Source organism: Coleofasciculus sp. (assembly GCF_046565525.1).
Lineage (GTDB): Bacteria > Cyanobacteriota > Cyanobacteriia > Cyanobacteriales > Coleofasciculaceae > Coleofasciculus.
This window is the reverse complement of record NZ_JBKHUP010000005.1, coordinates 1-21,876: the sequence shown is the minus strand read 5'-3', so window position 1 is coordinate 21,876 and position 21,876 is coordinate 1. Positions and strand designations below refer to the sequence as shown.

23 protein-coding genes and 1 pseudogene are annotated in these 21,876 nt (G+C 46.2%); 16 read left to right on the top strand and 8 right to left on the bottom strand.

Going from position 1 to position 21,876, the window contains the following annotated elements; all coding sequences use genetic code 11:
* Positions 1-362 precede the first annotated feature (362 nt).
* From ACLGGO_RS02635 to ACLGGO_RS02615, 5 genes are all read left to right on the top strand, one after another.
* Positions 363-1,682 carry a WD40 repeat domain-containing protein gene (locus tag ACLGGO_RS02635; protein WP_446418176.1) on the top strand — a complete coding sequence of 440 codons (1,320 nt, stop codon included), beginning with the start codon at positions 363-365 and terminating at the stop codon, positions 1,680-1,682.
* A 20-nt stretch (positions 1,683-1,702) separates the two neighbouring features.
* Positions 1,703-2,485, top strand: a complete 783-nt coding sequence (locus tag ACLGGO_RS02630) for a hypothetical protein (protein ID WP_446418175.1) — start codon at positions 1,703-1,705, stop codon at positions 2,483-2,485.
* A 476-nt stretch (positions 2,486-2,961) separates the two neighbouring features.
* Positions 2,962-3,294 carry a DUF6883 domain-containing protein gene (locus ACLGGO_RS02625; RefSeq protein WP_446418174.1) on the top strand — a complete coding sequence of 111 codons (333 nt, stop codon included), beginning with the start codon at positions 2,962-2,964 and terminating at the stop codon, positions 3,292-3,294.
* Between the two features lie 15 nt (positions 3,295-3,309).
* Positions 3,310-3,540, top strand: coding sequence for a DUF4926 domain-containing protein (locus tag ACLGGO_RS02620; RefSeq protein WP_446418173.1), 231 nt, complete (start codon positions 3,310-3,312; stop codon positions 3,538-3,540).
* A gap of 267 nt (positions 3,541-3,807) precedes the next feature.
* Entirely contained in the window at positions 3,808-4,101 is a 294-nt protein-coding gene (locus ACLGGO_RS02615) for a UPF0175 family protein (protein ID WP_446418172.1), read from the top strand.
* A 702-nt stretch (positions 4,102-4,803) separates the two neighbouring features.
* Here ACLGGO_RS02615 and ACLGGO_RS02610 read toward each other — a convergent pair.
* The 3 genes from ACLGGO_RS02610 to ACLGGO_RS02600 are packed head-to-tail and all read right to left on the bottom strand — an operon-like array spanning position 4,804 to position 7,768.
* Positions 4,804-5,103, bottom strand: a complete 300-nt coding sequence (locus tag ACLGGO_RS02610) for a tetratricopeptide repeat protein (protein WP_446418171.1) — start codon at positions 5,101-5,103, stop codon at positions 4,804-4,806.
* Between the two features lie 2 nt (positions 5,104-5,105).
* Positions 5,106-7,475: a CHAT domain-containing protein gene (locus ACLGGO_RS02605; protein WP_446418170.1), complete on the bottom strand. Its 2,370-nt coding sequence runs from the start codon at positions 7,473-7,475 to the stop codon at positions 5,106-5,108.
* Positions 7,445-7,768: a hypothetical protein gene (locus tag ACLGGO_RS02600; protein WP_446418169.1), complete on the bottom strand. Its 324-nt coding sequence runs from the start codon at positions 7,766-7,768 to the stop codon at positions 7,445-7,447. The genes ACLGGO_RS02605 and ACLGGO_RS02600 overlap by 31 nt, the downstream gene beginning before the upstream one ends.
* A 184-nt stretch (positions 7,769-7,952) precedes the next feature.
* On the opposite strand from ACLGGO_RS02600, the gene ACLGGO_RS02595 reads away from it, so the two are divergent.
* Positions 7,953-8,552: an esterase/lipase family protein gene (locus tag ACLGGO_RS02595; RefSeq protein WP_446418168.1), complete on the top strand. Its 600-nt coding sequence runs from the start codon at positions 7,953-7,955 to the stop codon at positions 8,550-8,552.
* A gap of 48 nt (positions 8,553-8,600) precedes the next feature.
* Here the strand turns inward: ACLGGO_RS02595 and ACLGGO_RS02590 are convergent, their stop codons facing one another.
* Positions 8,601-9,029 (bottom strand): VOC family protein, encoded by a 429-nt coding sequence (locus ACLGGO_RS02590; protein ID WP_446418167.1) that lies wholly within the window; start codon positions 9,027-9,029, stop codon positions 8,601-8,603.
* A 301-nt stretch (positions 9,030-9,330) separates the two neighbouring features.
* On the opposite strand from ACLGGO_RS02590, the gene ACLGGO_RS02585 reads away from it, so the two are divergent.
* The gene (locus ACLGGO_RS02585; protein ID WP_446418166.1) at positions 9,331-10,101 is read left to right on the top strand and encodes a TIGR00297 family protein; all 771 of its coding nucleotides are present in this window, start codon (positions 9,331-9,333) and stop codon (positions 10,099-10,101) included.
* A gap of 84 nt (positions 10,102-10,185) precedes the next feature.
* Here the strand turns inward: ACLGGO_RS02585 and hetR are convergent, their stop codons facing one another.
* The 3 genes from hetR to ACLGGO_RS02570 all read right to left on the bottom strand — a co-directional run bounded on the left by hetR (position 10,186) and on the right by ACLGGO_RS02570 (position 13,729).
* Entirely contained in the window at positions 10,186-11,085 is a 900-nt protein-coding gene (gene hetR, locus ACLGGO_RS02580) for a heterocyst differentiation master regulator HetR (protein WP_446334474.1), read from the bottom strand.
* A gap of 270 nt (positions 11,086-11,355) precedes the next feature.
* On the bottom strand, positions 11,356-11,622 hold the full coding sequence (gene patX / locus ACLGGO_RS02575) for a heterocyst-inhibiting protein PatX (RefSeq protein ID WP_446361360.1): 267 nt from the start codon (positions 11,620-11,622) through the stop codon (positions 11,356-11,358).
* 271 nt (positions 11,623-11,893) lie between these two features.
* Positions 11,894-13,729, bottom strand: a complete 1,836-nt coding sequence (locus tag ACLGGO_RS02570) for an FAD-dependent oxidoreductase (RefSeq protein ID WP_446418165.1) — start codon at positions 13,727-13,729, stop codon at positions 11,894-11,896.
* A 144-nt stretch (positions 13,730-13,873) separates the two neighbouring features.
* On the opposite strand from ACLGGO_RS02570, the gene ACLGGO_RS02565 reads away from it, so the two are divergent.
* The 3 genes from ACLGGO_RS02565 (at position 13,874) to ACLGGO_RS02555 (ending at position 15,086) form a co-directional block, all read left to right on the top strand.
* A complete protein-coding gene (locus ACLGGO_RS02565) occupies positions 13,874-14,101 on the top strand; it encodes a photosystem II protein, Psb35-related (protein ID WP_446334509.1) in 228 nt (75 codons plus the stop codon).
* Between the two features lie 296 nt (positions 14,102-14,397).
* Positions 14,398-14,844: a peptide-methionine (R)-S-oxide reductase MsrB gene (gene msrB, locus ACLGGO_RS02560; protein WP_446361356.1), complete on the top strand. Its 447-nt coding sequence runs from the start codon at positions 14,398-14,400 to the stop codon at positions 14,842-14,844.
* A 35-nt stretch (positions 14,845-14,879) separates the two neighbouring features.
* Positions 14,880-15,086, top strand: a complete 207-nt coding sequence (locus ACLGGO_RS02555; RefSeq protein WP_446334470.1) for an RNA-binding S4 domain-containing protein — start codon at positions 14,880-14,882, stop codon at positions 15,084-15,086.
* Positions 15,087-15,459: 373 nt separating this feature from the next.
* Here the strand turns inward: ACLGGO_RS02555 and ACLGGO_RS02550 are convergent, their stop codons facing one another.
* A complete protein-coding gene (locus tag ACLGGO_RS02550; RefSeq protein WP_446418164.1) occupies positions 15,460-15,723 on the bottom strand; it encodes a hypothetical protein in 264 nt (87 codons plus the stop codon).
* 640 nt (positions 15,724-16,363) lie between these two features.
* Between ACLGGO_RS02550 and ACLGGO_RS02545 the strand changes: the two genes are divergently transcribed.
* The 6 genes and pseudogenes from ACLGGO_RS02545 (at position 16,364) to rpsU (ending at position 21,404) form a co-directional block, all read left to right on the top strand.
* A complete protein-coding gene (locus ACLGGO_RS02545) occupies positions 16,364-17,125 on the top strand; it encodes a PAS domain-containing protein (protein WP_446418163.1) in 762 nt (253 codons plus the stop codon).
* On the top strand, positions 17,079-17,831 hold the full coding sequence (locus tag ACLGGO_RS02540; protein WP_446418162.1) for a PAS domain-containing protein: 753 nt from the start codon (positions 17,079-17,081) through the stop codon (positions 17,829-17,831). Before ACLGGO_RS02545 ends, ACLGGO_RS02540 begins: the two co-directional genes overlap by 47 nt.
* Positions 17,806-18,327 (top strand): response regulator, encoded by a 522-nt coding sequence (locus ACLGGO_RS02535; RefSeq protein WP_446418161.1) that lies wholly within the window; start codon positions 17,806-17,808, stop codon positions 18,325-18,327. Before ACLGGO_RS02540 ends, ACLGGO_RS02535 begins: the two co-directional genes overlap by 26 nt.
* Before the next feature lie 252 nt (positions 18,328-18,579).
* Positions 18,580-20,409 (top strand): annotated as a pseudogene (locus tag ACLGGO_RS02530) (phosphoenolpyruvate synthase).
* Between the two features lie 184 nt (positions 20,410-20,593).
* Positions 20,594-20,887: an RNA recognition motif domain-containing protein gene (locus ACLGGO_RS02525; RefSeq protein ID WP_446334466.1), complete on the top strand. Its 294-nt coding sequence runs from the start codon at positions 20,594-20,596 to the stop codon at positions 20,885-20,887.
* A 325-nt stretch (positions 20,888-21,212) separates the two neighbouring features.
* Positions 21,213-21,404: a 30S ribosomal protein S21 gene (gene rpsU / locus ACLGGO_RS02520; RefSeq protein WP_006103066.1), complete on the top strand. Its 192-nt coding sequence runs from the start codon at positions 21,213-21,215 to the stop codon at positions 21,402-21,404.
* Positions 21,405-21,876 lie beyond the last annotated feature (472 nt).

The window sequence follows — 21,876 nt, the reverse complement described above, 5'->3', positions numbered from 1 at the left end:
CCTACTCATTCAACAGCTTTGGGATAGTATTGGCAAAAGGAAATCCTCTATATAATTATCGCCAAACAGGTTAAGCTCAATTCCAGGTTTTGGCGATCGCACGCACCTTCACTTCTCGCCTAAGCAAATGTCCTGGCTGAGTGGGTGAGATCAATCAATGCATGTTTTTAGGACAAAATTACCCACCCTTCGCTTCTGAGAGGGTAAACTCCGGTGGGTTTGGTTTGTGTAGCTGCGGTTTTTAACCACCCTATTAATATTACCCGAAAGCATGAGCCAGATGGGGGAAGTTAAATCCCTGGAGAGACAGATAAGCTAATAATCAAATCCTTCCTTTTATACTCGGATTGCATCTGACAACAGTGAATCTTGCTAAAATTGCCTCTTTGGTTTCCCTAACCCTGCTGATGTCCCCACTTCCTGTGGTTAGCCTTCCTGTAAATGTAATCTCCCCATCAACACAGACGGCTAATTCCCCACCCCAAACCTGGGACAAAGCTCAACTGTTGCATCAGCTAGATTTATACAGCCTGTATCCCCCTCATAGCCGATTTTGTAAGCTTTCTACTGTTACTCAAGCGATTAGTTCTGATAGTCGCCTATTAGCGATTAGTAGCCATGACTATGAACGTTCCTGTGGAAGTGGAACCAGTACTTTAACGTTGTGGAACTTACAGACGGGAGAAAAAGTCAAAACTTTAATCCAAGGAAATGCGACAGAAGCCTTTTGGTTAGAGGGAAATCAAGCTCAAGAACCGATTGAAGGTAATACTTATATTGCCGGTGATATAGCTAATGCGGTGACATTTACGCCGAATAATAAGCACATTATTGCAGGTCTTTCTCAGGGAACCGTTAAAATCTGGGATGTGAACACAACAGAAGAAGTGCAGACATTGCGAGGACACCGTTATGCGGTTCACGCGATCGCACTTAGTTTGGATGGGAAATTCCTCGCCAGTGGAAGTTCTGATCAAACGGTGAACCTGTGGGATCTGCAAACTGGAAAACGACTACACACCCTTAACCTTAACCCGTCTAATGGTATCGTTAATCGTTTAATTATTAGTTCCGATGGACAAACCTTAGTTAGTGCAACGACAACTAATAAAATTCAGGTGTGGAATCTTCAGACAGGACAACTGATTCGGACGGTATTTAATTCTGATCCGTCTCCTGGATTACACAATCCTATCGCCTTAAGTCCCAATGGGCAACTATTAGCGACTAGCGATAAAGATAATAGTGTAAAACTCTGGAATACTCGCACCGGAAGCCGATTTTTAACTCTAAAGGGACATACAGATCAAGTGAACTCTCTGGCTTTTAGTCCCAATGGCAAGACATTGGTCAGTAGCAGTAATGATAATACAGTTAAACTCTGGAATTTACAAGCTTACAAACTGGATAGCACGATAACTAATATTGGTGTGACTGATCAGTTTAATCAAGATCCAGTCGGTCGAGTTGTTTTTAGTCCCAATGGAGAAACCTTAGCCATAGAAGCCTTAATGTCAACCGCAGATCTTGTTCCTCGCCTGGGTATTAAACTTTGGCATATCCCGCAACAAAAATTTGTTTTAGAAGTGCCAGAAACGTTTAGTTTGCCCGGAATTCAGTTTAGTCCAGATGGAGAATTATTAGTAGCCGTTGCTCCAACAACGAAGATTTGGCGACATTAAACCCTTTACCCGATTCGAGCATGAATAAGTCCATTGTTTTGATTATTAGTCTATCCAGCGTTCTGTTTTTTGGATGCTCTCAAACCGAAACAGTTTCTAGTCGAGGGGAAACAGTAGCAGCGGAAACTATAACTCAAGTTCCCGACGCTCAAACCGCTAAACCCCTAACACCCGCAGCAGCTGATGCGTTAATTGCTGCCACAATTGAGGCAATTAATCAGGAAAATGTTGAGTTCTTTATGCCCTACTTGATGGAACGCGATCGCGTCTCTGAAAATGTGCAAGCTGCACTTGAGCATTATCAGGCTTATTTCCAAGGGGAAGATATCACTGATTTTGAGCGTCTGGGTGTTGAACAATTGGGGAAAACAGGCGATAAAATGCCGATTCAACGCTTTAATTACCGCATTTATACCCCTAGCGGGATGAGTAATTCGATTTCTGTTTATCAAGATCAAAGCATTCGCTTAGATGACCCCTTTTTACTCTATTCAGTTTACGCGAATCGTTTAGTTGAACGGTATGTTGATGCCATTCAAAACCAAGATCTTGAGAAGCTCGGCAAAGTTTTAAATCTTGAGGAAACCTTGTTTAGTCAAGAGGATTTGAAGGCGATTCAATCAAAATATGAGGACTTATTCTCTTTAGACTCACTCAATTATCAGTTTACTGGCTTAGAGTCTGAGCGTCAGCAGTTTATTTATACCCTTTCTGGGGAAGATGGACGTGAGCATGAAATTAAAGTTATCTATGGGGATGGGTTAGTAAGTCTCCAGGATAACTTTATTCCGGCTAAGAATTAAAGCCGGATGCGGGAAGATTAGCCTCAATGTATCGGGTATGAATTGTTAGGCTTATTTTCACGACAGAGATTAATTTTGACACAGCTAAAATGGTGAAATAAACTTAACAGGTTGCCCTGTAGGGGCGGGTTTCACGATTATCTCTTCGGTTGCACAAGGGATGCGACTAAACCCGCCCCGATTCGCAGGTTTGATGATTTCCTGTGAAAAGTAAATTAATTCGGTCGGGTCGCCCTGTCCTAAAATCTTTGTATCAGAACGTGTTTTTTATGATTAAACGGGTTGACAAAAAAACGGTTTCTATGATTCAATAAACAGTATAATCGGAGAAGGTGTGCGCCTATAGAGTATGGTTAATTGGATTGACTGCTTTCCCTGGCAAAGAATTCTAGAAGCGATCCGCTGGCATCAATTAAGAAAGGCATCCGCTCAATTTGGTTGGTTTGTGTTCTCAAACCTTTGTATCAGTTGTATGTATGATAATTCCCAATGCAGAACGTGCTGTGGTTGATGTTCGGAAGTTACGGGATTACTGTCTTAATCGCACCCATGATCAAGGCAAACATAAGGCACGTTTATTTGAATATAGGCTGGGCATGACCCCCAATGATGCAGAGGAATTACGCAGAATTTTATTGGAAGTCGTCAAAACAGAGGAAGTACAGTTAGGGCGAAGGGATGCCTACGGGCAACGCTATACCCTTGATTTTATGATTGAATGGGGTGATAGAAACGCTACGATTCGTAGTGGTTGGATTATCGAACATGACTCAGACTATCCACGATTGACAACCTGTTACCCGTTGTAAGGCTTGGAGGTTTCGATGAAAAATGCAGTCAAATTATTGGATGTCGTTGCTCTTACTGTTAATTTGCCAGAGTGCAATCTCTGGCGTGGACAAGTAGGTACAGTGGTTGAAATTTTGGCAGAGGGTAAAGCATTTGAAGTGGAATTTAGCGATCGCAGTGGACGCACTTACGAATCTCTGGGTTTGCGTCCCGATCAAATTATGGTTCTCCACTTTGAGCCTGTATCTGGTGATATTGCCGCTTAATCGGATCGCCCTGTCCTCAACCTTTCTATCAGAACCTATTTTTTAGGATTAAACGGGTTGACAAAAAAACAGTTTCTATGATTCAATAAACAGTATAATCGGAGAAGGTGTGCGCCTATAGACTCTGGTTGATTCAATTGACTGCTTTCCTTAACAAAATTCCGAACGGTATCTCTTCATCAGCCAAATAATAGTATCCGAATAGCCCACAGCGTCTGGATAATCTAAACAGATTCAATCCGAATAACCTTTAACAGAAAGCCACTCATGGAAATTCAGATCGCCCTACCCGATGATGTCGCGCATTCGTTAGAACTTAAATGGGGTAGCTTGGAACGCAGGCTACTAGAAATGATTGTCATTGCCGCCTATCGTGAGGGTTTGATTAGTGTCGGTAAAGTGCGAGAATTACTGGGAATGTCTACCCGCTTGGAGGTTGATACATTCCTCAAAGCCAAAGGTGTCGAGTTACATTATAATGAAGCGGACTTGGAAGCGGATCGGCAAACCCATAAGCAATTACGCCAAGAAGGAAATTTGTCATTAGTCATTAGTCATTAGTCATTCGTACTCTCTTGCAGCGCTATCAATCCGAAAACTTGTAGGGGCGGGTTTAGCCAAAATATTGAGGGAAAATCCGATAACTTCTATACAAAACCCGCCCTTCCCCAGAATTTCGGTGGGTTTCTTTACTGTGAGAGTAAACCGTTTGCCATTGGGGTTTATTTAAGCTTGTGATTACGCGATTAAGGTTGAGATCCCCCTAAATCCTCCTTTGATACCAAATCCGCCTTTATTACCCCCTTTTGCCACGGCGATTGAAATCGCTGCTACACAAACAAAGTCCGCCTGCGCGGACTGGTTTATAACGGGGGTAGCTAACCCGGATTTGGGATGAAAGGGGGACTTTGAGTAATTGATTCATTGAAAGGGAGACTTTGATTGATGTTTTATTGTCCCCTTAAATGACTGGGCTTAATTTCTGATTCACTCCTGACAAAGTGTGCAATTTCTGGTTCTTTCCTAACAAAGTGTGCAATTTCTGGTTCTTTCCTAACAAAGGGTAAAATGTCTTGTTCCCCCCTGACAAAAATACAATTTCTGGTTCTCAAAGCAGGCAATTTCTTGTCCCCCCCTTTTGAAGGGGGGTTAGGGGGGATCTCTTATTACCGTATTTAGCGACAACTCAACACCACTTCCCCACCTGTACGGGCTTGGAAACCAAGCCCCTACGCGGACGCTTCTGGATACCGTTGCAAAAACCTACATCCGCCTCACCCGATTCAAAATGTCCCTAACCGTCTCCGCATCGGGGGATTTCAGGTGCTCTAATATAGCCAAGGATTGCTGCAAATAGTCAATCGCGGTTTCAACCTCTCCTTTCTCATCGGCTAAAAGTTGTCCCAGCATAGCTAACGTCGCCGCTTCCCCTTGCACATCCCCAATCCGTCGTTTGAGTTCCAGGGACTGCTGATACAGAGAAATGGCTTTCTCGATTTCTCTCTTTTGGAAATTTAGAAATGGATAATATTGAGAGGTTAGTAATCTTCTCCAAAAAGCCAAAATTATATGAAGTCAAGATACATTGAATTTAGGGGATTAGTAAAATCACGCCGCCCATAGTTAGGAAGAGATTGGTAATATTCAATCCACTTCCTGTAGATCTCATCGGCTAACGATTCATCTTGGCTTTGCAACGCCAGTTGATGAGCTTCCTGTAAATGAAATATTGTTACACTTTGGTTTTTATCTAACCATAAGTCATACAGGGTTTGCGCCGCCGTTTTAGCCAAATCCTCCCTCTCTTCCGGAATCTCCAATAACGGTGCCAAAATCCGCGACACCCGATAAGACTCCTCCCCCTGAAACTCACTCACCTCCAACAACCCCAAACTTTTTGCCCGTTGCACCCCATTATCAAAATTCCCAATCCTCTGACAAACCGCCTCCATCGCCGGATAAGGCACCGGTAACTCATACACCAACCCTATCCCCAAGATTTGCCTTACCCCAGATGGCTGCTGCTTCAACAACTCCTCCGCTAAAATACTCTCGCGAAACTCTGCCGCTTTCCCCTGCATCTGCTGGAGAATCACCTCCCCATCCACCTGTTCATTTTCCAGAATCTGATTCAACCACTCCAACAAACGCGGATTCCCATCCGCTACCTGCTTCGCCTTCTCCTGTATCGCCCCTTCTACCGGAGACTCCCGACTAAACGCCGCCAACCGGGTATATTTCTTAGCTAAATCCGCCCCCTGTAACCCCGCCAAGGGTTCTCGATGCAGGCGACGATTCACCATGGCATCCCCTAATCTAAACTCATAGCGACTGGTAATAATCACCCGATGGGGTAACTTAGAATTCACCATAGCCTTCAGCAGCGCCTGCAACACATCCACCACCTGTGGCTTTAATACCGCCACCCCATCCCCGCGTACCTCCAGATTTGCCTCAAAATCATCCAACACCAGGACAAACCGTTGCTGTGGCTGATTCAATCCCACCTGGAAAAACTTAGTCAATCGCTGCATCAGGGGTAACTTCCCCTGCAATATCTCCAACCCCGCCTCCGACGTACATTGTTCCGAGAATAGCCGCACCAGTTTATCCTCATCCAATCCCCGATAAACCACAATTCGGTCATATCCCACCAACCTCTCCAACAATCGCGCCGCCACGGTACTCTTCCCCACACCCCCCAAGCCATACATCAACACCCCCAAATTCCCCGTACTCCGCAGTATCCGCAAACAGCGCTGTAATACCCGCCGCCGCCCGACAAATTCCTGGGCTGTCGCCACCCGAATTAACTGGGTTTTGGGGTCTAAAAATTGACTATAGGCGGGTTCTGGCGTACACCACGGCTCATCCCCCAAGGGTTCCACCAATGCGCCAGGACATTCTCCTTGAATATACAACCGTAATAAATGCCAGTCGGCTATCTGATTTTTCAACAACTGCTGATACGTACTCGCCAGCGCCTCAGCCACCTGAAACCCCGCCGCCAATCGTCCATACAAATACGCCGCCGCCACCGTCGCCCCCGTATCCGTCACCGGGCGTCCCCAACCCAATACCGCCTTCGCCCCATAACCAATCAACGCCTCCGCCAATGAGGAAATCGCCCCCTGATTCCCCGCCTCCCCAGTGCGACATCCAGACAAAAACACCAAGGGCGGAAAGCGAAACTGTAACGCCTCGGCAATCTCCGCCGCCTTTGCTTGCAAGGGTTCCCCGGTTTCTGTCTCAGTAATAAAATAGGGTTCCGTCTGATTAATCGAGGCATGACCGGTCAAATGGAACACATCAAAGGGTTCCCGATATCGCCGCCACAGCTTCCCCAACTCCGCCACGCAGCCACTTTCCTCCACGCGCAGGGTTATGGGATAATCAGCCGTATCCCGTAAAATTGCCCCCTCCTCCTGCTCAAAATCCAACGCAGGCTTAACCCCCTGGGGGGCAGTCGCCATAAACAGCACCCGCAAGGGACGCGCCTCTGTATCCCCCACCTCCCCCGGATGATCCACCCAACGCATGGGAACAACCACGGGATTAACTCGCTGCACTAAAAACGTCTGCCCATCATGCAACACTTCCCAGGGTAAATGCGCCAACTTCTGCCCAGTATGAATTGCCAACACCAACCCGGAACCGCGACACCCCTGAATCCCCCGACTCAACCAGCGCCCGTCTCCATCCAGCCACAGGAACAGCCGTTGACCCATGCCCACCAAGTCTGGCAGTGGCATATAATAGTCTCGCCGCGCCTGCTGAATCAAATCCTGGATGATTCCCAAATCCAAGTCTTGAGATTCATACCCTCCCGGTTGACCCCAGGAATAGCGGAGTTGGGCATAATCGCCGTCAATGTCGGTTAATTTGATATAGAGGGTTTGCACAATTACGGTTCCAAGGCTTTTAGGACTTGACAAATTTCCTCAATTGTGGCTTCCTCCAGGACAATTCGCCCAGTGGGACTTTGAATCACCACATCAAAGGTTTGTCCTGACTGGGATTGCTTCCATTCCTGATACCACTTGCGAATTTGTTCGGCTAGCGCCACCGTACCCCCAGCAATGCCGACAATTGTAGCAATTACGGCTAGGGTTCCCTCTTTTTGGGTTTGGGCTTCATAGGATACCGATAATCCCGGAATCGCCATCAACTCAGACACGGCGGGTTCAGCCGCCTCCCCCGCGATCGCAACTTGAACGGCTGTTATCATTTTTATAGGCTAATCTCGACAAATCAATTTTAAGATGAATGATACTGAAATTTTGGCTGGTGGGCAGTGCCCACCCTACGGTATATTAAGGATTTCGGCAATTTAAAAATGCAATTTTTCAGTGCTATTCATTTGAAAATAAGGGAATGACGTAGCTTGCTTATCGCTTCCTTGAGTATGACAAATGACAAACCCAGTTATTCTCGTTCACGGTATTTTCCGCACCTCATCGGTTTTCCGCAAACTCTCTCCCTACCTCCAAAAAAAAGGTTTTTCTGTTTATAGTATTGACCTTAAACCCAATAATGCTACATTGGGTTTAGACGAAATGGCAGCCCAATTAGCCGATTTTATCAACCAAACATTTCCCCCAAACCAACCCATTGATTTAGTCGGTTTAAGTATGGGGGGACTTGTCACCCGCTATTATGTCCAGCGATTAGGTGGAATTAACCGAGTGCAGCGTTATATTACCATTGCCGCCCCCCATCACGGCACCTGGTTAGCCTACCTATTGAACCGTCGCGCCTGCGTACAAATGCGTCCAGGAAGTCCTTTAATAGAGGATTTAAATCGAGATGTCCAAATGTTAGAACGCCTTAATTTTACATCAATTTGGACACCGTGGGATTTTATTATTATTCCGGGTAATAGTTCACAAATGCCCGTGGGTAAAAATGTGAAAGTTTCAGTTCTTGCCCATGCTTGTATGGTGATAAATTCCCACAGTATGCAAGCGGTAGCTTCTGCTTTATCGGATTCAGAAGGCAAATTAGCCTCGTAGTCTGTAGTAAGGGCTTTAGCCCTATTTTAATGATTGACAAATGACAAATCACCCATCGCCGATCGCGGCTAACTCGTAACTACCAAAAATTGCCTCTGGATGAGCATAAAATTTAAACTCCATTAAATTATAAAATGGGTCTTGTAAGAAAAAAGTGCGATGTTCAGTCACATCACCTGGAAAGCGTCGCTTCGGTTGCTGATAGAATTGAAGCTGCTGCTGTTGGGCGCGATCGCATAAAGCTTGCCAATCGGCTTGTGCTGTAAAAATTAAACCAAAGTGACGCGGATAAATCCCCCGTTGTGGTGTTAAGGGTTCATTGGTGAGATGGGCTACCAGTTGATGCCCATATAAGTTTAAAATGACCGCTTGACGGGTTTCTCGCCCAATATCACAGCCGAGTCCTCTGCCATAATAATCTTTGGTTTGCTCAATATCACTAACGGGAAATGCTAAATGGAAGAGAATGGGATTCATCGCTATTAATTTAAGTTTTGCCTAATCCGATAATCACCCTAAACAGTTATGCATCGATTGCATACCAAAAACTGTTGCCTACTATACACCCGGAAACATCCTCTTAACCCTTAATATATGCCATTGTGGGGTCTGGGCGGGCGCGAGTCGCATCTGGGTTATCAGAAACGATAATAGTAAAATCCGCCCTGACACAAAACTCAAAGCACTCACTCAGGGCGGGCGCGAGTTACATCCCTTGTGAGGTAAGAAACGATAGTAATAAAACCCGCCCCTACACAATCAAACTCAAAACTCAGCAATGCTTGCAACACTCAATTCTCTTAATCCTTGGCTGATTGCCGTCCTCTTAAATACAATATTATTAGCGATCGCGTGGGTGATCCCCAAGCAACTCCTCACCCCGGCTGGACTTCTCCACGCCGGGGCGTTGGGAATTGTGATTTGGGGGACGTTAGGCTGGCAAGGGTATCTGATTGTGATGGTTTATTTTCTTGTCGGTTCTGCTGTTACCCGCATCGGTATGGCACAAAAAGAAGCGGCGGGGATTGCTGAAAAGCGTTCGGGCGCTAGAGGACCGGAAAATGTCTGGGGTTCAGCTTTAACGGGTACGCTTTGCGCGGTGGGCGTTCTTTTCCTGGATGAACCCTATCCCAGTTTCCTCCTACTGGGTTTTGTCGCTAGTTTCGCCACTAAGCTTTCTGATACTACCGCCAGTGAGGTGGGTAAAGCCTACGGTAAGCGCACCTTTTTAATCACCACCTTACAACCCGTCTCCCCCGGAACCGAAGGCGCAGTCAGTCTAGAAGGAACCTTAGCCGGGGCTGTCGCCTCGGCTGTGATCGCGTTTCTGGGTTGGGGCGTTGGCTTCATAGACTTGACAGAAGTCTGGTTTTGTGTATTCGCTGCCTTTATTGCCACCAACTTGGAAAGTGTGATTGGTGCCACCTGGCAATCTCAGGTCGAATGGATGACCAACGAAGTCGTGAATTTTATCAATACATTAATTGGTGCGATCGCGGCTATCCTTTTTGTCATCATCTGGCACAGTATCATGGGATTACCTGGATAGTTTTCCTCACCTTTTATCCGGAGTCATAGAAAAGTCCTCAGTTAAAAAACCAAGGACAAATAACTAATGACAAAGGACAAATAACTATTCCAGTTGCCGACCAAACACCATTTGTAAAACCATCGGTTGACCATCATCTCGATGATATTTATCCGCCCAAGCGCGAATAATTTCATCAAGTTCCGTTATCGCTTGGTCAATATTTTCCGGTGGAATATCCAACTCCTCCAAAACCCGCATCACATGCTGCTGACGTTCTGCCCACTCTTTCATCAACCGGAAATACTGCGCCGTATCCTCCACCACCGTGTAGGTACGTTCTTTGCCATCTACGGGTGAATAAGATGCACTGGTCAGGGCATAATAGGGTAAACCCCATGGACAATCAATGCGCGTCACTGTTCCCGAATACAGTAAGCGTCGTTTGATATGTTCTGCCATGGCTTCAGAAAGAGGCGCCTGTCGTTCCGGAGGTAAATCTTCCTGAGAACGGCTGTGCAGAAACTCAATCAATTCCATAAACTGTAAAGAACTGACCACCTGGGCATCGGGGAGATGATCCGGTAATTTTTCCTCGATGATGCGTTTTTCTTCCCTGTGCAGGCTAGTGCCAGAAATCCGCGATCGCCCCGGTTGCCAGGGATACTGATCCATCCACACATAAGGAAACTGAATCAAATAGCGGGGTTCTTGAGACCCCAGCATCTTCAGCAGTTTTCCTTCTGTTAATGCCTGTCGAACTTCTTCAACAATAACCTTGACCCGTTTTGGCTCAATATGGTGTAGATGTCCGGTCATCCGGATATTTTCACCCTGTTCCAAATAGGTCGTGTAAATCGCACATTTAGCAGCCGTTGCTGCCGCATCTAGAAACGCCCCATGTCGGTGTCCACTGGTTCTCATTGCGCTGAAAGCCAGATATATCATAATCTGATCCATGGCGCTGGGGCTGAGGCTTTTGATCAGATCGAGATGATTAGTCATTTTAGGGAGCGGTCACATCGCATGGGTACAAAAGAATAAAGGTAATGGCGAACCCACGGCTTCACCTAAACCAGCGAGTCCAACTCAAGAAGCAAAACATGCGCTTACTTAAAGCACCCTAATATTAAAGTCTAAATTCTCCTTAGATTATAGACTGGATTATAAACAACCTAGGAGATACCGCCAACTGGAAGACCCCCTGGGTGGGTCACAACTAGGGGGTAAAATTCTTCCAGGAAAGTATATATTATATCAAATGGCACTTACTGCCTATGCCCAAGTAAATTCGCGCCGTCCACTACCCCGGTGACAAATCTGGGGCACGAAGGTATCTTGGGAGGTAAAGAAACGCCGTTGTCCACCGCGATTGGTCTCAGGACCTTGAGGACCAGCATCTCCAGTTTTGACTAGAGACAACAGCGAGTGGGCAGGAGTAGACTGAAAAAGTGAGACCGAGCGATCGCGACTATCATGAGCATGGACAGCAAATGAGAGCGTAAGCAGGCTCACTAAAGTAACACAAGTGTAAAAGCGCATAGCAGATGTCCGTGTCAGGGTTTCTAGTCCCTGTTACGGACTTTTTACTCAGGGTTCAGGAAAAATTCCTGCCAGAGTTAATGTGGATTGTGTGAAGATTAATGGTACACTAGCGAGTTTGTCTTCAAATTGTTCCAGTTCCCAGACGCTTCTGGCATCGTGTCTTTACATTGCTAAGAGACGTAGCATGCTACGTCTCTACAATCCCTGCTTTTGGCGCTTAAGTTGACCCAATGGTTATACCCATCCATGTTTGGAGACTGATTGCTGATCAGTGCAAACTGTTTACCAGCAACCAGTTTCCCGCCGGATTAAAACGTCCCCACCCTTGTAGCTGTTGCTGATGAGGATAATGCTGGAGTTGCTGGTTAACACCAGGTTGTGTCGTAATCAACATCCAAATTTGACCCCCATAACTTTCAGGTTCGCTCAGGGTAATAATGTAATCCTGGTCAGCACGGCGTTGGAATATGCCAGTGAAATAGATTAAGGCATGGGATTGGTGATTGGTGATTGGTGATTGGGAAGATTCTCCTGTGCTTCTATGTTCCCAAACCTTCCACCGCAACGTCTCGACAAGCTCCCCCGGCTCCTCAACCATCCCAGAACTGGGATACTCTTCTGGATTATCCAAGTAATAACGTTGCCAGTACTGCCAATCTGGATGATCAAGGGATTTGTTGAATAAGGGAATCATAGCCGCAGGGGCAATAGCATCGCCCAACAATGCCTCTTGAATACGCCGGATGGGTAACTCCCTCGGTTGACAGCCAAGTTCCACACACAGCGCAGCCGCCATTCCTGCGGCTTGACCTAGATTCATCACCACAGGTTGCAACCTTGTCGAACCATTGGCAATGTGAGAGACAGAAGTATCTTTATCACAGACCAATAAACCATCCATTAACACAGGTAAAAGGCAACCATAAGGAATCGTAAACGGTGTTCCCGTCCAACGTCCTCCCCAACGGATCGATTTTGGGGCTAAGGGAAAGGTAAAACCAGGATAATGATGGTCATTGGCATAATTGCCCACAGCAATTCCGGTAAAAGCCCCTGATGCATCGACGGGCAAAGGCGCAACTTGACCCCCTACTATCGGTAAAATATCTTGTTCTTTCAACGTCACCACTCCCACCAGACGCCGACTTTCTCGATAGTAAGGATGTAGGGCGTAAGCCCCACCACCGAGGGACGCCTCTGGGAAACTATTATCGGCTAAACCATAACGCCGTCCCAGTTGAGATTGAATAAAACTAGCAAAGCCTTGAGTGTGCCAAAGGGCTTCCTGGAGAAACTGCTGTCGGGATGCATCCGATTCCACTAAGCGCCCAACTCCCTCACCATAATCATTGCCATATTGGGGCCAATTCAGCATAAACAGTCCCCCAGGTAAGCGTCCATAATTGAGAAAGGATTCCACCCCATAGCCTTCCAACGCCCCGACAAACTGTTCTGGGCTGTATTGAGGTGGGGGCGGAATTTCCGGGGCTGTATCGGTGCCAAAATCTTTGAGGATGACAACCCAGGTTGGTGCTTGAACTGGATAGCGTTGAGTCAAGTCATTGAAGGAAACAGGCGCACTCGGTTCACCAAAGTGAGTGCGCGACTCCCAACCCCAGCGATAGGGAATCTCGGCTAATTCCAGCACATCTCCCAATTCCGTGGCGTCTAGGGTGACTTTGGCGTTAATCACAACATCAGCAAATCGCACCCCGGTTACACAATCCCCTGCTTTCAATACCGCTAACGGCGTTTGTCCAGCAATCCACTTTAGGTTGGGTAATGCTTGAACCCAATCTGCAAAGACTTGAGCGCCAATTCTAGGGTGGTAGGTAAACAAACTCACCCACCCATGATCGAGTCCTCCGGGCTGTCGCTGTTGAAGTTCTCGCAAAAATGCGCCCCATAACCCCGTTTGCCACGCGGCTAATTCATTGCCATCGGGCGCACAGACACCGGCTGTCGTCAGCATTCCTCCTAGCCAGGAAAACTCACTGACTAGAATTGTTTTGACGCCTCGACGTGCCGCTTGGATTGCCGCACTCGTGCCACCTGTACCACCACCGACAACTAAGACTTCTGTTGTTAATTCATTCACAGCCATAGAAAAAATGGGTTGGGGATAGTGATTATCATCACACCTACACCAGAGTCAAGTCACAGATACGTTTTGTAATAATCCGTTACATTATGAGTAATATAAATTTACAAAATTGCTAAACAAAGGGGAACGATTATGATTAGCCCAATGCTTATCTTAGTGTCATTGTTTTTCGTGGGTTGGGTTGCCGTTGCTGTATTAGGGACTCAGGCTTACTTCCGAGGCGAACAGAGCAAGCCAATCCACGATCGCAACTGGCGTTGTGAGTCCTTTGAGCAGCTAGCAGAGTCGATCACAGGGATCGAGACAAATTACAGCGATCGCACCCCAGCTTACAGGATGGATGCTTATGCGAGCAATAATTTGCCTTCCTAGCCGCATCCCTTATCCGCTCAACGCTTCTTCCACGCCACCATCTTAGTGTTAACAGCATTTGTTTTTAAGCACGGTGGAGAAAGCAGGAAGAGAATAGTAGAGATTTAAGTTGTGGGTTTTCATTGGACTCACAACTTGCTAGTTTTTCTTCGGTGTAGCTCAAGATGGGCAGGAGGATGTGACGATAGGATTAGATTGGGTAGGATGAGCCAAGAGAGGATAATCTCCATTCTTCCTCTCCCCCTACACCCCCTTGAATTTAAGCTGATATTCGCATAGTTAAGGAACCTGAAACCATGATTCAGAAAGTACAAAAGAGTGACGCTGATTGGAAACAACAGCTTACCCCAGAACAATACAAAGTGACCCGACAGAAGGGAACAGAACGCGCCTTTACCGGAGAGTATCACGACAACAAGCAGCCGGGAATCTATAAATGTGTCTGCTGTGGCAATGATTTGTTCACATCCAAAACCAAATATGATTCTGGGACAGGGTGGCCCAGTTTTTGGGCACCGATTGATGAAGAAAACGTCAAATATGAAGCGGATAATACTTTGTGGATGCGTCGTACTGAGATCCTCTGTGCAGCTTGTGATGCTCACTTAGGTCATGTATTTAATGATGGACCAGCACCAACGGGTCAGCGTTACTGTCTAAATTCTGCCTCGCTAAACTTTGTCCAGTCTGATCAGGTAGAATCAGCATCTAAGGCGGAAACTGATAAATCTGCAACTGCCTAACCTGACTTCGAGATCAGCGATTTGTCTATTTTGGCATGACCAGCTCCATCCAAACCATTAAGTTAGATCAGTTCCTCAAGTGGGTAGGTATCGCGTCCACAGGTGGCGAAGCCAAACTGATGATTCAAGAAGGTGATGTGACCGTTAATGGTATCATCGAAACTCGGCGCGGACGTAAATTAGTTGAAGGAGATTTGGTAAGCGTACAAGGGGAAACCTATAAGGTTGGAACTCCACTCTAACCCTGTTTGAGCGGAGATTTTGCTATTAAAAATGGCGAGGTAACTCCCCAGTGTCCAGACGCGAGTACCTTGTTCCTATATGTATGGCGCTTATGTATGGCGCTCCTGCATATACAACAAGTATTTAGGAGCTTTTCGGGGCGGGTGAGAGGCGCTTAATTGTGTTTTATAAATCTATTTGCCCAACCCGCCCTCCCCTAACCTGTAAAATGAAGGTAGGGTTCTTTACGGTATTAAGGAATTAAGATTAACGGCAAGAAGCTGTTAATTATTAGGAATTGAGTTCAGGGTAATGCCCCTAATAAATTGGGTAATTGGGTTCATCAAGTCAGAGACAAAAATCAATGGGAAGCTGTTGGATTTTAGAGATAGCTTATAGTTCCCATTCGCGACAGTCAATTAGCAGGTCGTCTAAGTTTGTCTCAAACTCCTTCCAGTCATTAAACCAGATCTCCCTATTGTTATCATTTACTGGATAATCTGCATCCCATTCCTCGATAAAAGCATCCACCTCCCAGTCATGGGATAAGACATCTGCATCCCACTCCTCGAAGGATAAATCCCCATCGTTATCTGTTTCTTTTAACAGAAGCTCTATGTCTCCTTCGCTGACCGTATAATTGGCAAATAGTTTCATGGTTAGTTCCCCGCTTACTCTCAACTCAATCTAGACCATAAACCAAGTTATAGTTAAATGATCTCTCATTTTTAGGGGAATTCCTGTAATTTAATCCCTAAAAAATAGTGATTATTCTCACGGGATTCTGTGATAGTTTCCTTTAAATGATGTGATTTTTAAAACGCTTCGTTGTGATTAATGTCACAGATTTTTCGGAGAAATTTCAGCTTTAGATCTTGCACGAGCTTTTTTTATATACATTAGGTTACTTGAATTTCATAATGCTCAATAGATATAATTAAATCTTTACATTTACATCAATATTTGTAAACAAAACCGCCCCAATTTGCCGCTAAATTGGGAAGATCCCGTTACAAAAGTTTAGTTATTGGAAAAGCTTTGGGTTGAGAGCGCTTCCGGAGCAAGGCGGTAGGGGCGGGTTTTACCGATGATGTTTGGCAAAAAACCAACAATTGTACTAGAGAAGGCTTGATATTATTGTACTACAATGAGAACTAGCCGATACTGCCGAACAGCTTCTGCACCCCATCCTAGAAATGGGATAACCTCTGGTCAATGTAGAAATTGAGGGCAAACCGAAGCAGAGGAACTGGGGTAGGGAGAGGATGTTAAAGGATATATCGGTTCAGTCATTGATATGAGCGATCGCAAACAAGCAGAAGAAGCTCTGCAAGAAGCCCATATTCCAATAGAAGCCGCTTTAGCAGCCGGTTCGATCTACACTTGGTGCTGGAATATCGTCAAGGATCTGGTGATTAGTGATCGCAACTTCGCGCACCTGTTCGGGGTTGACCCAGACAAGGCTACCGCAGGATTGCCAGTCGATCAATTTCTGAGCGCCATTCATCCCGAAGATCGTCCTCAAGTCACCGCCGGAATTGAACGCGCGATCGCAACCGGAGAAAACTATGAGGCTGAGTACCGCATCCGCGATGCTGACGGAAAACAGCGATGGGTCATCGCCCGGGGACAGGTAGAATACGACGTAAACGGCAATGCGATTACCTTTCCCGGCGTCCTGACTGATATTAGCGATCGCAAACTTGCAGAAGAAACCCTGCGCCGCTCGGAGGAACGCTATCGCACACTGTTTGAATCCATCGATGAAGGCTTTTGCGTCATCAAAATGCTGTTCGATGAAAATGGTAGACCAGTCGATTACCGCTTCCTAGAAGTCAATTCCATGTTCGAGAAACAAACGGGACTTGAACAGGTAGAGGGTAAAACGGTACGTCAACTGATTCCCAATCACGAAGACCATTGGTTTGAGATTTACGGCACAGTGGCTCTAACCGGTGAACCCGTTCGCTTTGAGAATGGCTCTGAATCGATGAATCGCTGGTTTGATGTTTATGCCTTTCCCAGAAGAAGCATTACACCAACGACAACAGCGTCTTGACATAGCCACAACTGCTGCCCAACTCGGCGTCTTCGAGTGGGATATCCAGACTGACTATGCCATCTGGGAGAACCCCCAGACGTACCAAATTTTCGGTCACACTCTCGAAGACGAGACCCTGGGCAAAGCTGAGTTTATGGAAAGCGTGATTCATCCAGAAGACCGCGAGACTTTTGAATGGGCTTTAGCTGAGGGAATCAAAAGCAACAACCTCTTTCATTTGATCTGTCGCATTCGGCGGCGCAATGATGGTCAGTGGCGGTGGATTGAACTGAGTGGGCAACTCGATGTAGCGTTGGATGGAACACCACTACGTCTAGTGGGAGTAGTGAGTGATATCAGCGATCGCAAGCAAGCAGAAACCGCCCTCAAAGAGAGTGAAGACCGCCTTCGCCTAGCGATCGAGTCCGCCCAGTTGGGAACGTGGGATTGGAATCTGACCACCAATCAGCTAACTTGGGATGCAGGTTGCAAAGCCATGTTTGGTTTACCCCCCGAAGCCAAAATCAGCATTGAGACATTTTTTGAGGGACTACATCCCGATGATCGCCAACGAGTGGAACAGGTAATACAGGGGTCTGTTAACCCAGCCAACGGCGGTGACTATGATGTGGAATATCGCACCATTGGCATTCAGGATGGTATTGAACGCTGGATTAAGGCAAAAGGCTCACGGCGGCATGATCACGGCAGACAGTCCCGGTGAAGGGTTCGGAGCCACCTTTACGGTAAGGTTGCCACTGTTGAATGCTCAACCGCAAATCAAGCCGATCAAAAAGTTGCGCCAACCCGAACTCGATCTGACCGGAATTCGAGTCCTCGCTGTTGATGATGAACCTGATGCCTGTGAGCTATTAACAGTATTGCTCACGGAGTATGGTGCAGAAGTCTTGACTGTTGCCTGTGCGTCCCAAGTGATCGCCAATTTGAAATCCTTTCAACCGGATGTGTTAATTAGTGATATCGGGATGCCGGATGTGGATGGTTATACCCTGCTTGAACAGATTCGTGTTTTACCAGCCGAAAAAGGGGGACAAATTCCCGCGATCGCACTGACGGCTTATGCCAGACTTGAAGATCAGCAGCGTGCCTTCAGCAGTGGCTATCAACGGTACGTTTCCAAGCCCCTTGAGCCAGAGCAGTTAGTTCGAGCTGTGGCTGTTCTGGCACAAAACCAAAGTGAACCCAAGACAATCGGCTGACTCAGGAAAACCCAAGCGTGAGAGATCGCTGGGGTAAGAAAGTGAGATTGTAGCCACTATCTAGATTATCACTTCCTTCATCTCAAAAAATAAAGAATGATACCAAATTCGACGAAGTAACCCCCTTTAGCCCTAGGGTACTTTTTCCTTGAAGCCTTCTGCCTTATGCCCTGGAGCCTTCTGCTACATCTGGAATTTTCCGGTACAGTGTCATCTGGTAAAAGTCTGAGGGATATAGCTTAGTCATTTGATGTGTCAATAGTCGGGGGGAAGAATGCTTCATTAGGTGAAATGATTCGCAGTCTAAAAGATGAAGGGGTTCGTGTACCTGATGGCTTTGCTACTACGGCTGATGCCTACCGTAAATTCCTTGAGGCTAACCAGCTAAATGAAAAAATAAAGTCGCATTTATCTGAACTAGAAAATGAAAAAAATCCTCTAGAAAAAGTCGGTAAATCTATCCGCAAGCTATTTCATTCTGCCGACTTTCCCGAAGACATTGCCAGTGAAATTCGTGAGGCTTACGACCACCTCAGTCAACGCTATGATACCCAAGATGTAGATATCGCGGCTAGAAGTAGCGCAACGGCTGAGGATTTGCCGGAAGCAAGTTTTGCGGGTCAGCAGGAAACATTTCTCAATGTTACTGGCTATGAAGAATTACTAGAAGCCTGTCGTAAATGTTATGCTTCCTTATTTACCGATCGCGCGATTAGCTATAGACAGGCGCAAGGCTTTGACCATCTGAAAGTGGCGCTTTCGGTGGGGGTGCAAAAGATGGTGCGATCGGATAAATCTAGCGCTGGGGTGATGTTTTCCCTGGATACCGAGACGGGCTTTCCCGATGTGGTTGTAATTGATGCGGCGTGGGGATTAGGTGAAAATGTGGTACAGGGTTCAGTAACGCCAGATGAATATCGGGTATTTAAACCCCTATTAGAGGATGCCAATCTCAAACCGATTATTGAGAAAAAACAGGGCGCCAAAGAGAAGAAAATGATCTACGCGAAAGGGGGAAGCGAGACGACGCAAAATATAGACACATCGTCCCAAGAGCGTAATTCCTTTGTCTTGAATGACGAGGAAATTTTACAATTGGGTCAATAGGCAAGTGCGATTGAAGCCCATTACCAAAAACCCATGGATATGGAATGGGCAAAAGATGGAGATACAGGCAACTTGTTTATCGTGCAAGCGCGTCCAGAAACAGTTCAATCCCAAAAAGAAGCCGGATCATTAAAAACCTATAGCCTCAAGGAAAAGGGCAAAGAAATCCTTTCTGGACTCAGTATAGGGGATGCGATCGCGGCGGGACAGATTCAGGACTTGACTCAGGGGTATGAGGATAAGACGGAATATTTTGTCGATAATTTAGCCCGGGGAATTGCCAAAATCGCCGCCGCCCAATATCCTGATCCCGTGATTGTGCGGATGAGTGATTTTAAGACCAATGAATATGCTGATTTGATTGGCGGTCAACAATTTGAACCAAAGGAAGCCAACCCCATGCTGGGGTTCCGGGGCGCATCTCGGTATTATAGCGATCGCTACCGGGAAGGGTTTGCCTTGGAATGTCGCGCCTTGAAACGGGTACGAGAAGAAATCGGCTTTAATAATGTGATTATCATGATTCCATTCTGTCGCACCCTGGATGAGGCGGATAAGGTTCTCCACGTCTTGGCAGAAAATGGACTCAAGCGCGGGGAAAATGAGTTAGAAGTTTATGTGATGTGCGAAATTCCCTCTAATGTGGAGTTAGCGGAGGAGTTTTCTGAACGCTTTGATGGCTTCTCCATTGGTAGTAATGACCTGACTCAGTTAGTTTTAGGGGTGGATCGAGATTCTGGAGATCTGTCCCATCTATTTGACGAACGCAATCTGGCGCTCAAGAAAATGATCCTGCGACTGATTAAAACCGCGCATCAGTGCGATCGCAAGGTGGGTATTTGTGGACAAGCACCCAGCGATCATCCGGATTTTGCCGCGTTTTTAGTCGAAGCGGGAATTGATTCGATTTCCCTGAATCCGGATAGTGTGAGTCAGGTGAAGCAGCAAGTCGCACAACAGGAAGATAAGGGATAAGGGGTAGATTGGGGGGAGATGATCCAGACAAGTTAAATATCTTGCCAAACTCCCCCCATCAATGCTAGAGTAGATACGGTTGATTTTCGGTAAGTAAGCTTGTTTCGATTTTTTCGATTTCGATTTTGTCCGCAGGCACTTCTCCGATTCATCTCGCTACAGGTTCAGTAAAAGGAAGTGCCTTATGTCTATTTACGTTGGTAATTTGTCCTACGATGTAACTCAAGAGGATCTGACGGAAGTTTTTGCCGAATACGGCACCGTCACTCGTGTGAGTGTACCTAAAGATCGTGAAACCGGACGTCCACGAGGGTTCGCTTTTGTGGAGATGGAGTCTGACTCTAACGAAGACAGTGCCATTGAAACCCTTGATGGTGCTGAATGGATGGGACGCTCAATGAAGGTTAACAAAGCAAGACCACGGGAACGAAGCAATGGAAATGGAAATCGCGGTGACTATAGCCGTAGCTCTTTCTAAGTAAAATCGCTCCAATTCCCCACTCATCTCGTGCGGTGGGGATGGATAGTGAATGTTTCGTTTTTTGTGTCATACTGATATCGCTACACTGGATGAGAGTGGTGACATAAATCGCGCCTTCTTGTGAGAAAAGTTATTTTCTCACCCTGACAGTTGTGGCAAGAGCGCTATAAGGTTAAGCATTTAGCGGTGGGAGTTTCAAAAGCTGATTTCCTTATTTTTCTATGAAATTAGGAACGATAAGGAATTAAATTATTATAGCTTTTGAATTTTGAGGGCAGGTAATTGTCTGCCCTTTTTGTGTTGAGCTTCAAAGGAGATAAGCATGGCTCAAGTGATTATTGGAGAAAACGAGGGAATTGAATCTGGACTTAGACGATTCAAGCGCAAAGTATCTCGCGCTGGGATTTTCTCAGACATGAAGAAGAACCGCTTTTTTGAAACTCCCTTGGAAAAGCACAAACGCAAGGAAATAGCCAGACACCGACAACAACGCAGATATCGGAAACGGCGTTAAACAACGGTATCTATGGAACTCGCAAGGTAACTAGAATCGTTCCCGTAAACGATTCTAAAGTAGACCAATCTAAGAGGAATGGCACTGAAAATTTACATTTTTGGAGCGCCGAAACCCTTGATATATCGTAGGGTGGGCAATGCCCACCAGCCTCATCTGAACGTGCTATTCAACCTAAGAGTGATCGCCGAATCACAAAAAACTACATACCTAATCAAGGGAAAAAGTCCGAGAAATTAAACTTTTGAATATCCTTTGCGAAATCGTTGTAGTGCGAGCGTCTTGCTCGCTACTAATACCCAATTTACAGCAGATTTGGTGGTTGATTAGGTACAGCCTCAACCAAGATCCCCGACTTCGTAGGACTTGTCGGGGATCTGTCTGTGTACCTCACTTAAGCTGTTCGGCATTTAAATAGGGTATAATTAAAATAGGAAATCCGAAGAACAAAAAAAATATGCCAGCCAAAGAT

Excerpts from the sequence above, each read along its gene's own strand:
- ACLGGO_RS02630 (WP_446418175.1), top strand. The coding sequence starts at position 1,703 with ATGAATAAGTCCATTGTTTTGATTATTAGTCTATCCAGCGTTCTGTTT.
- ACLGGO_RS02625 (WP_446418174.1), top strand. The coding sequence starts at position 2,962 with ATGATAATTCCCAATGCAGAACGTGCTGTGGTTGATGTTCGGAAGTTA.
- ACLGGO_RS02620 (WP_446418173.1), top strand. The coding sequence starts at position 3,310 with ATGAAAAATGCAGTCAAATTATTGGATGTCGTTGCTCTTACTGTTAAT.
- ACLGGO_RS02615 (WP_446418172.1), top strand. The coding sequence starts at position 3,808 with ATGGAAATTCAGATCGCCCTACCCGATGATGTCGCGCATTCGTTAGAA.
- ACLGGO_RS02600 (WP_446418169.1), bottom strand. The coding sequence starts at position 7,768 with ATGATAACAGCCGTTCAAGTTGCGATCGCGGGGGAGGCGGCTGAACCC.
- ACLGGO_RS02595 (WP_446418168.1), top strand. The coding sequence starts at position 7,953 with ATGACAAACCCAGTTATTCTCGTTCACGGTATTTTCCGCACCTCATCG.
- ACLGGO_RS02590 (WP_446418167.1), bottom strand. The coding sequence starts at position 9,029 with ATGAATCCCATTCTCTTCCATTTAGCATTTCCCGTTAGTGATATTGAG.
- ACLGGO_RS02585 (WP_446418166.1), top strand. The coding sequence starts at position 9,331 with ATGCTTGCAACACTCAATTCTCTTAATCCTTGGCTGATTGCCGTCCTC.
- hetR (WP_446334474.1), bottom strand. The coding sequence starts at position 11,085 with ATGACTAATCATCTCGATCTGATCAAAAGCCTCAGCCCCAGCGCCATG.
- patX (WP_446361360.1), bottom strand. The coding sequence starts at position 11,622 with ATGCGCTTTTACACTTGTGTTACTTTAGTGAGCCTGCTTACGCTCTCA.
- ACLGGO_RS02570 (WP_446418165.1), bottom strand. The coding sequence starts at position 13,729 with ATGGCTGTGAATGAATTAACAACAGAAGTCTTAGTTGTCGGTGGTGGT.
- ACLGGO_RS02565 (WP_446334509.1), top strand. The coding sequence starts at position 13,874 with ATGCTTATCTTAGTGTCATTGTTTTTCGTGGGTTGGGTTGCCGTTGCT.
- msrB (WP_446361356.1), top strand. The coding sequence starts at position 14,398 with ATGATTCAGAAAGTACAAAAGAGTGACGCTGATTGGAAACAACAGCTT.
- ACLGGO_RS02555 (WP_446334470.1), top strand. The coding sequence starts at position 14,880 with ATGACCAGCTCCATCCAAACCATTAAGTTAGATCAGTTCCTCAAGTGG.
- ACLGGO_RS02550 (WP_446418164.1), bottom strand. The coding sequence starts at position 15,723 with ATGAAACTATTTGCCAATTATACGGTCAGCGAAGGAGACATAGAGCTT.
- ACLGGO_RS02545 (WP_446418163.1), top strand. The coding sequence starts at position 16,364 with ATGAGCGATCGCAAACAAGCAGAAGAAGCTCTGCAAGAAGCCCATATT.
- ACLGGO_RS02540 (WP_446418162.1), top strand. The coding sequence starts at position 17,079 with ATGCCTTTCCCAGAAGAAGCATTACACCAACGACAACAGCGTCTTGAC.
- ACLGGO_RS02535 (WP_446418161.1), top strand. The coding sequence starts at position 17,806 with ATGATCACGGCAGACAGTCCCGGTGAAGGGTTCGGAGCCACCTTTACG.
- ACLGGO_RS02525 (WP_446334466.1), top strand. The coding sequence starts at position 20,594 with ATGTCTATTTACGTTGGTAATTTGTCCTACGATGTAACTCAAGAGGAT.
- rpsU (WP_006103066.1), top strand. The coding sequence starts at position 21,213 with ATGGCTCAAGTGATTATTGGAGAAAACGAGGGAATTGAATCTGGACTT.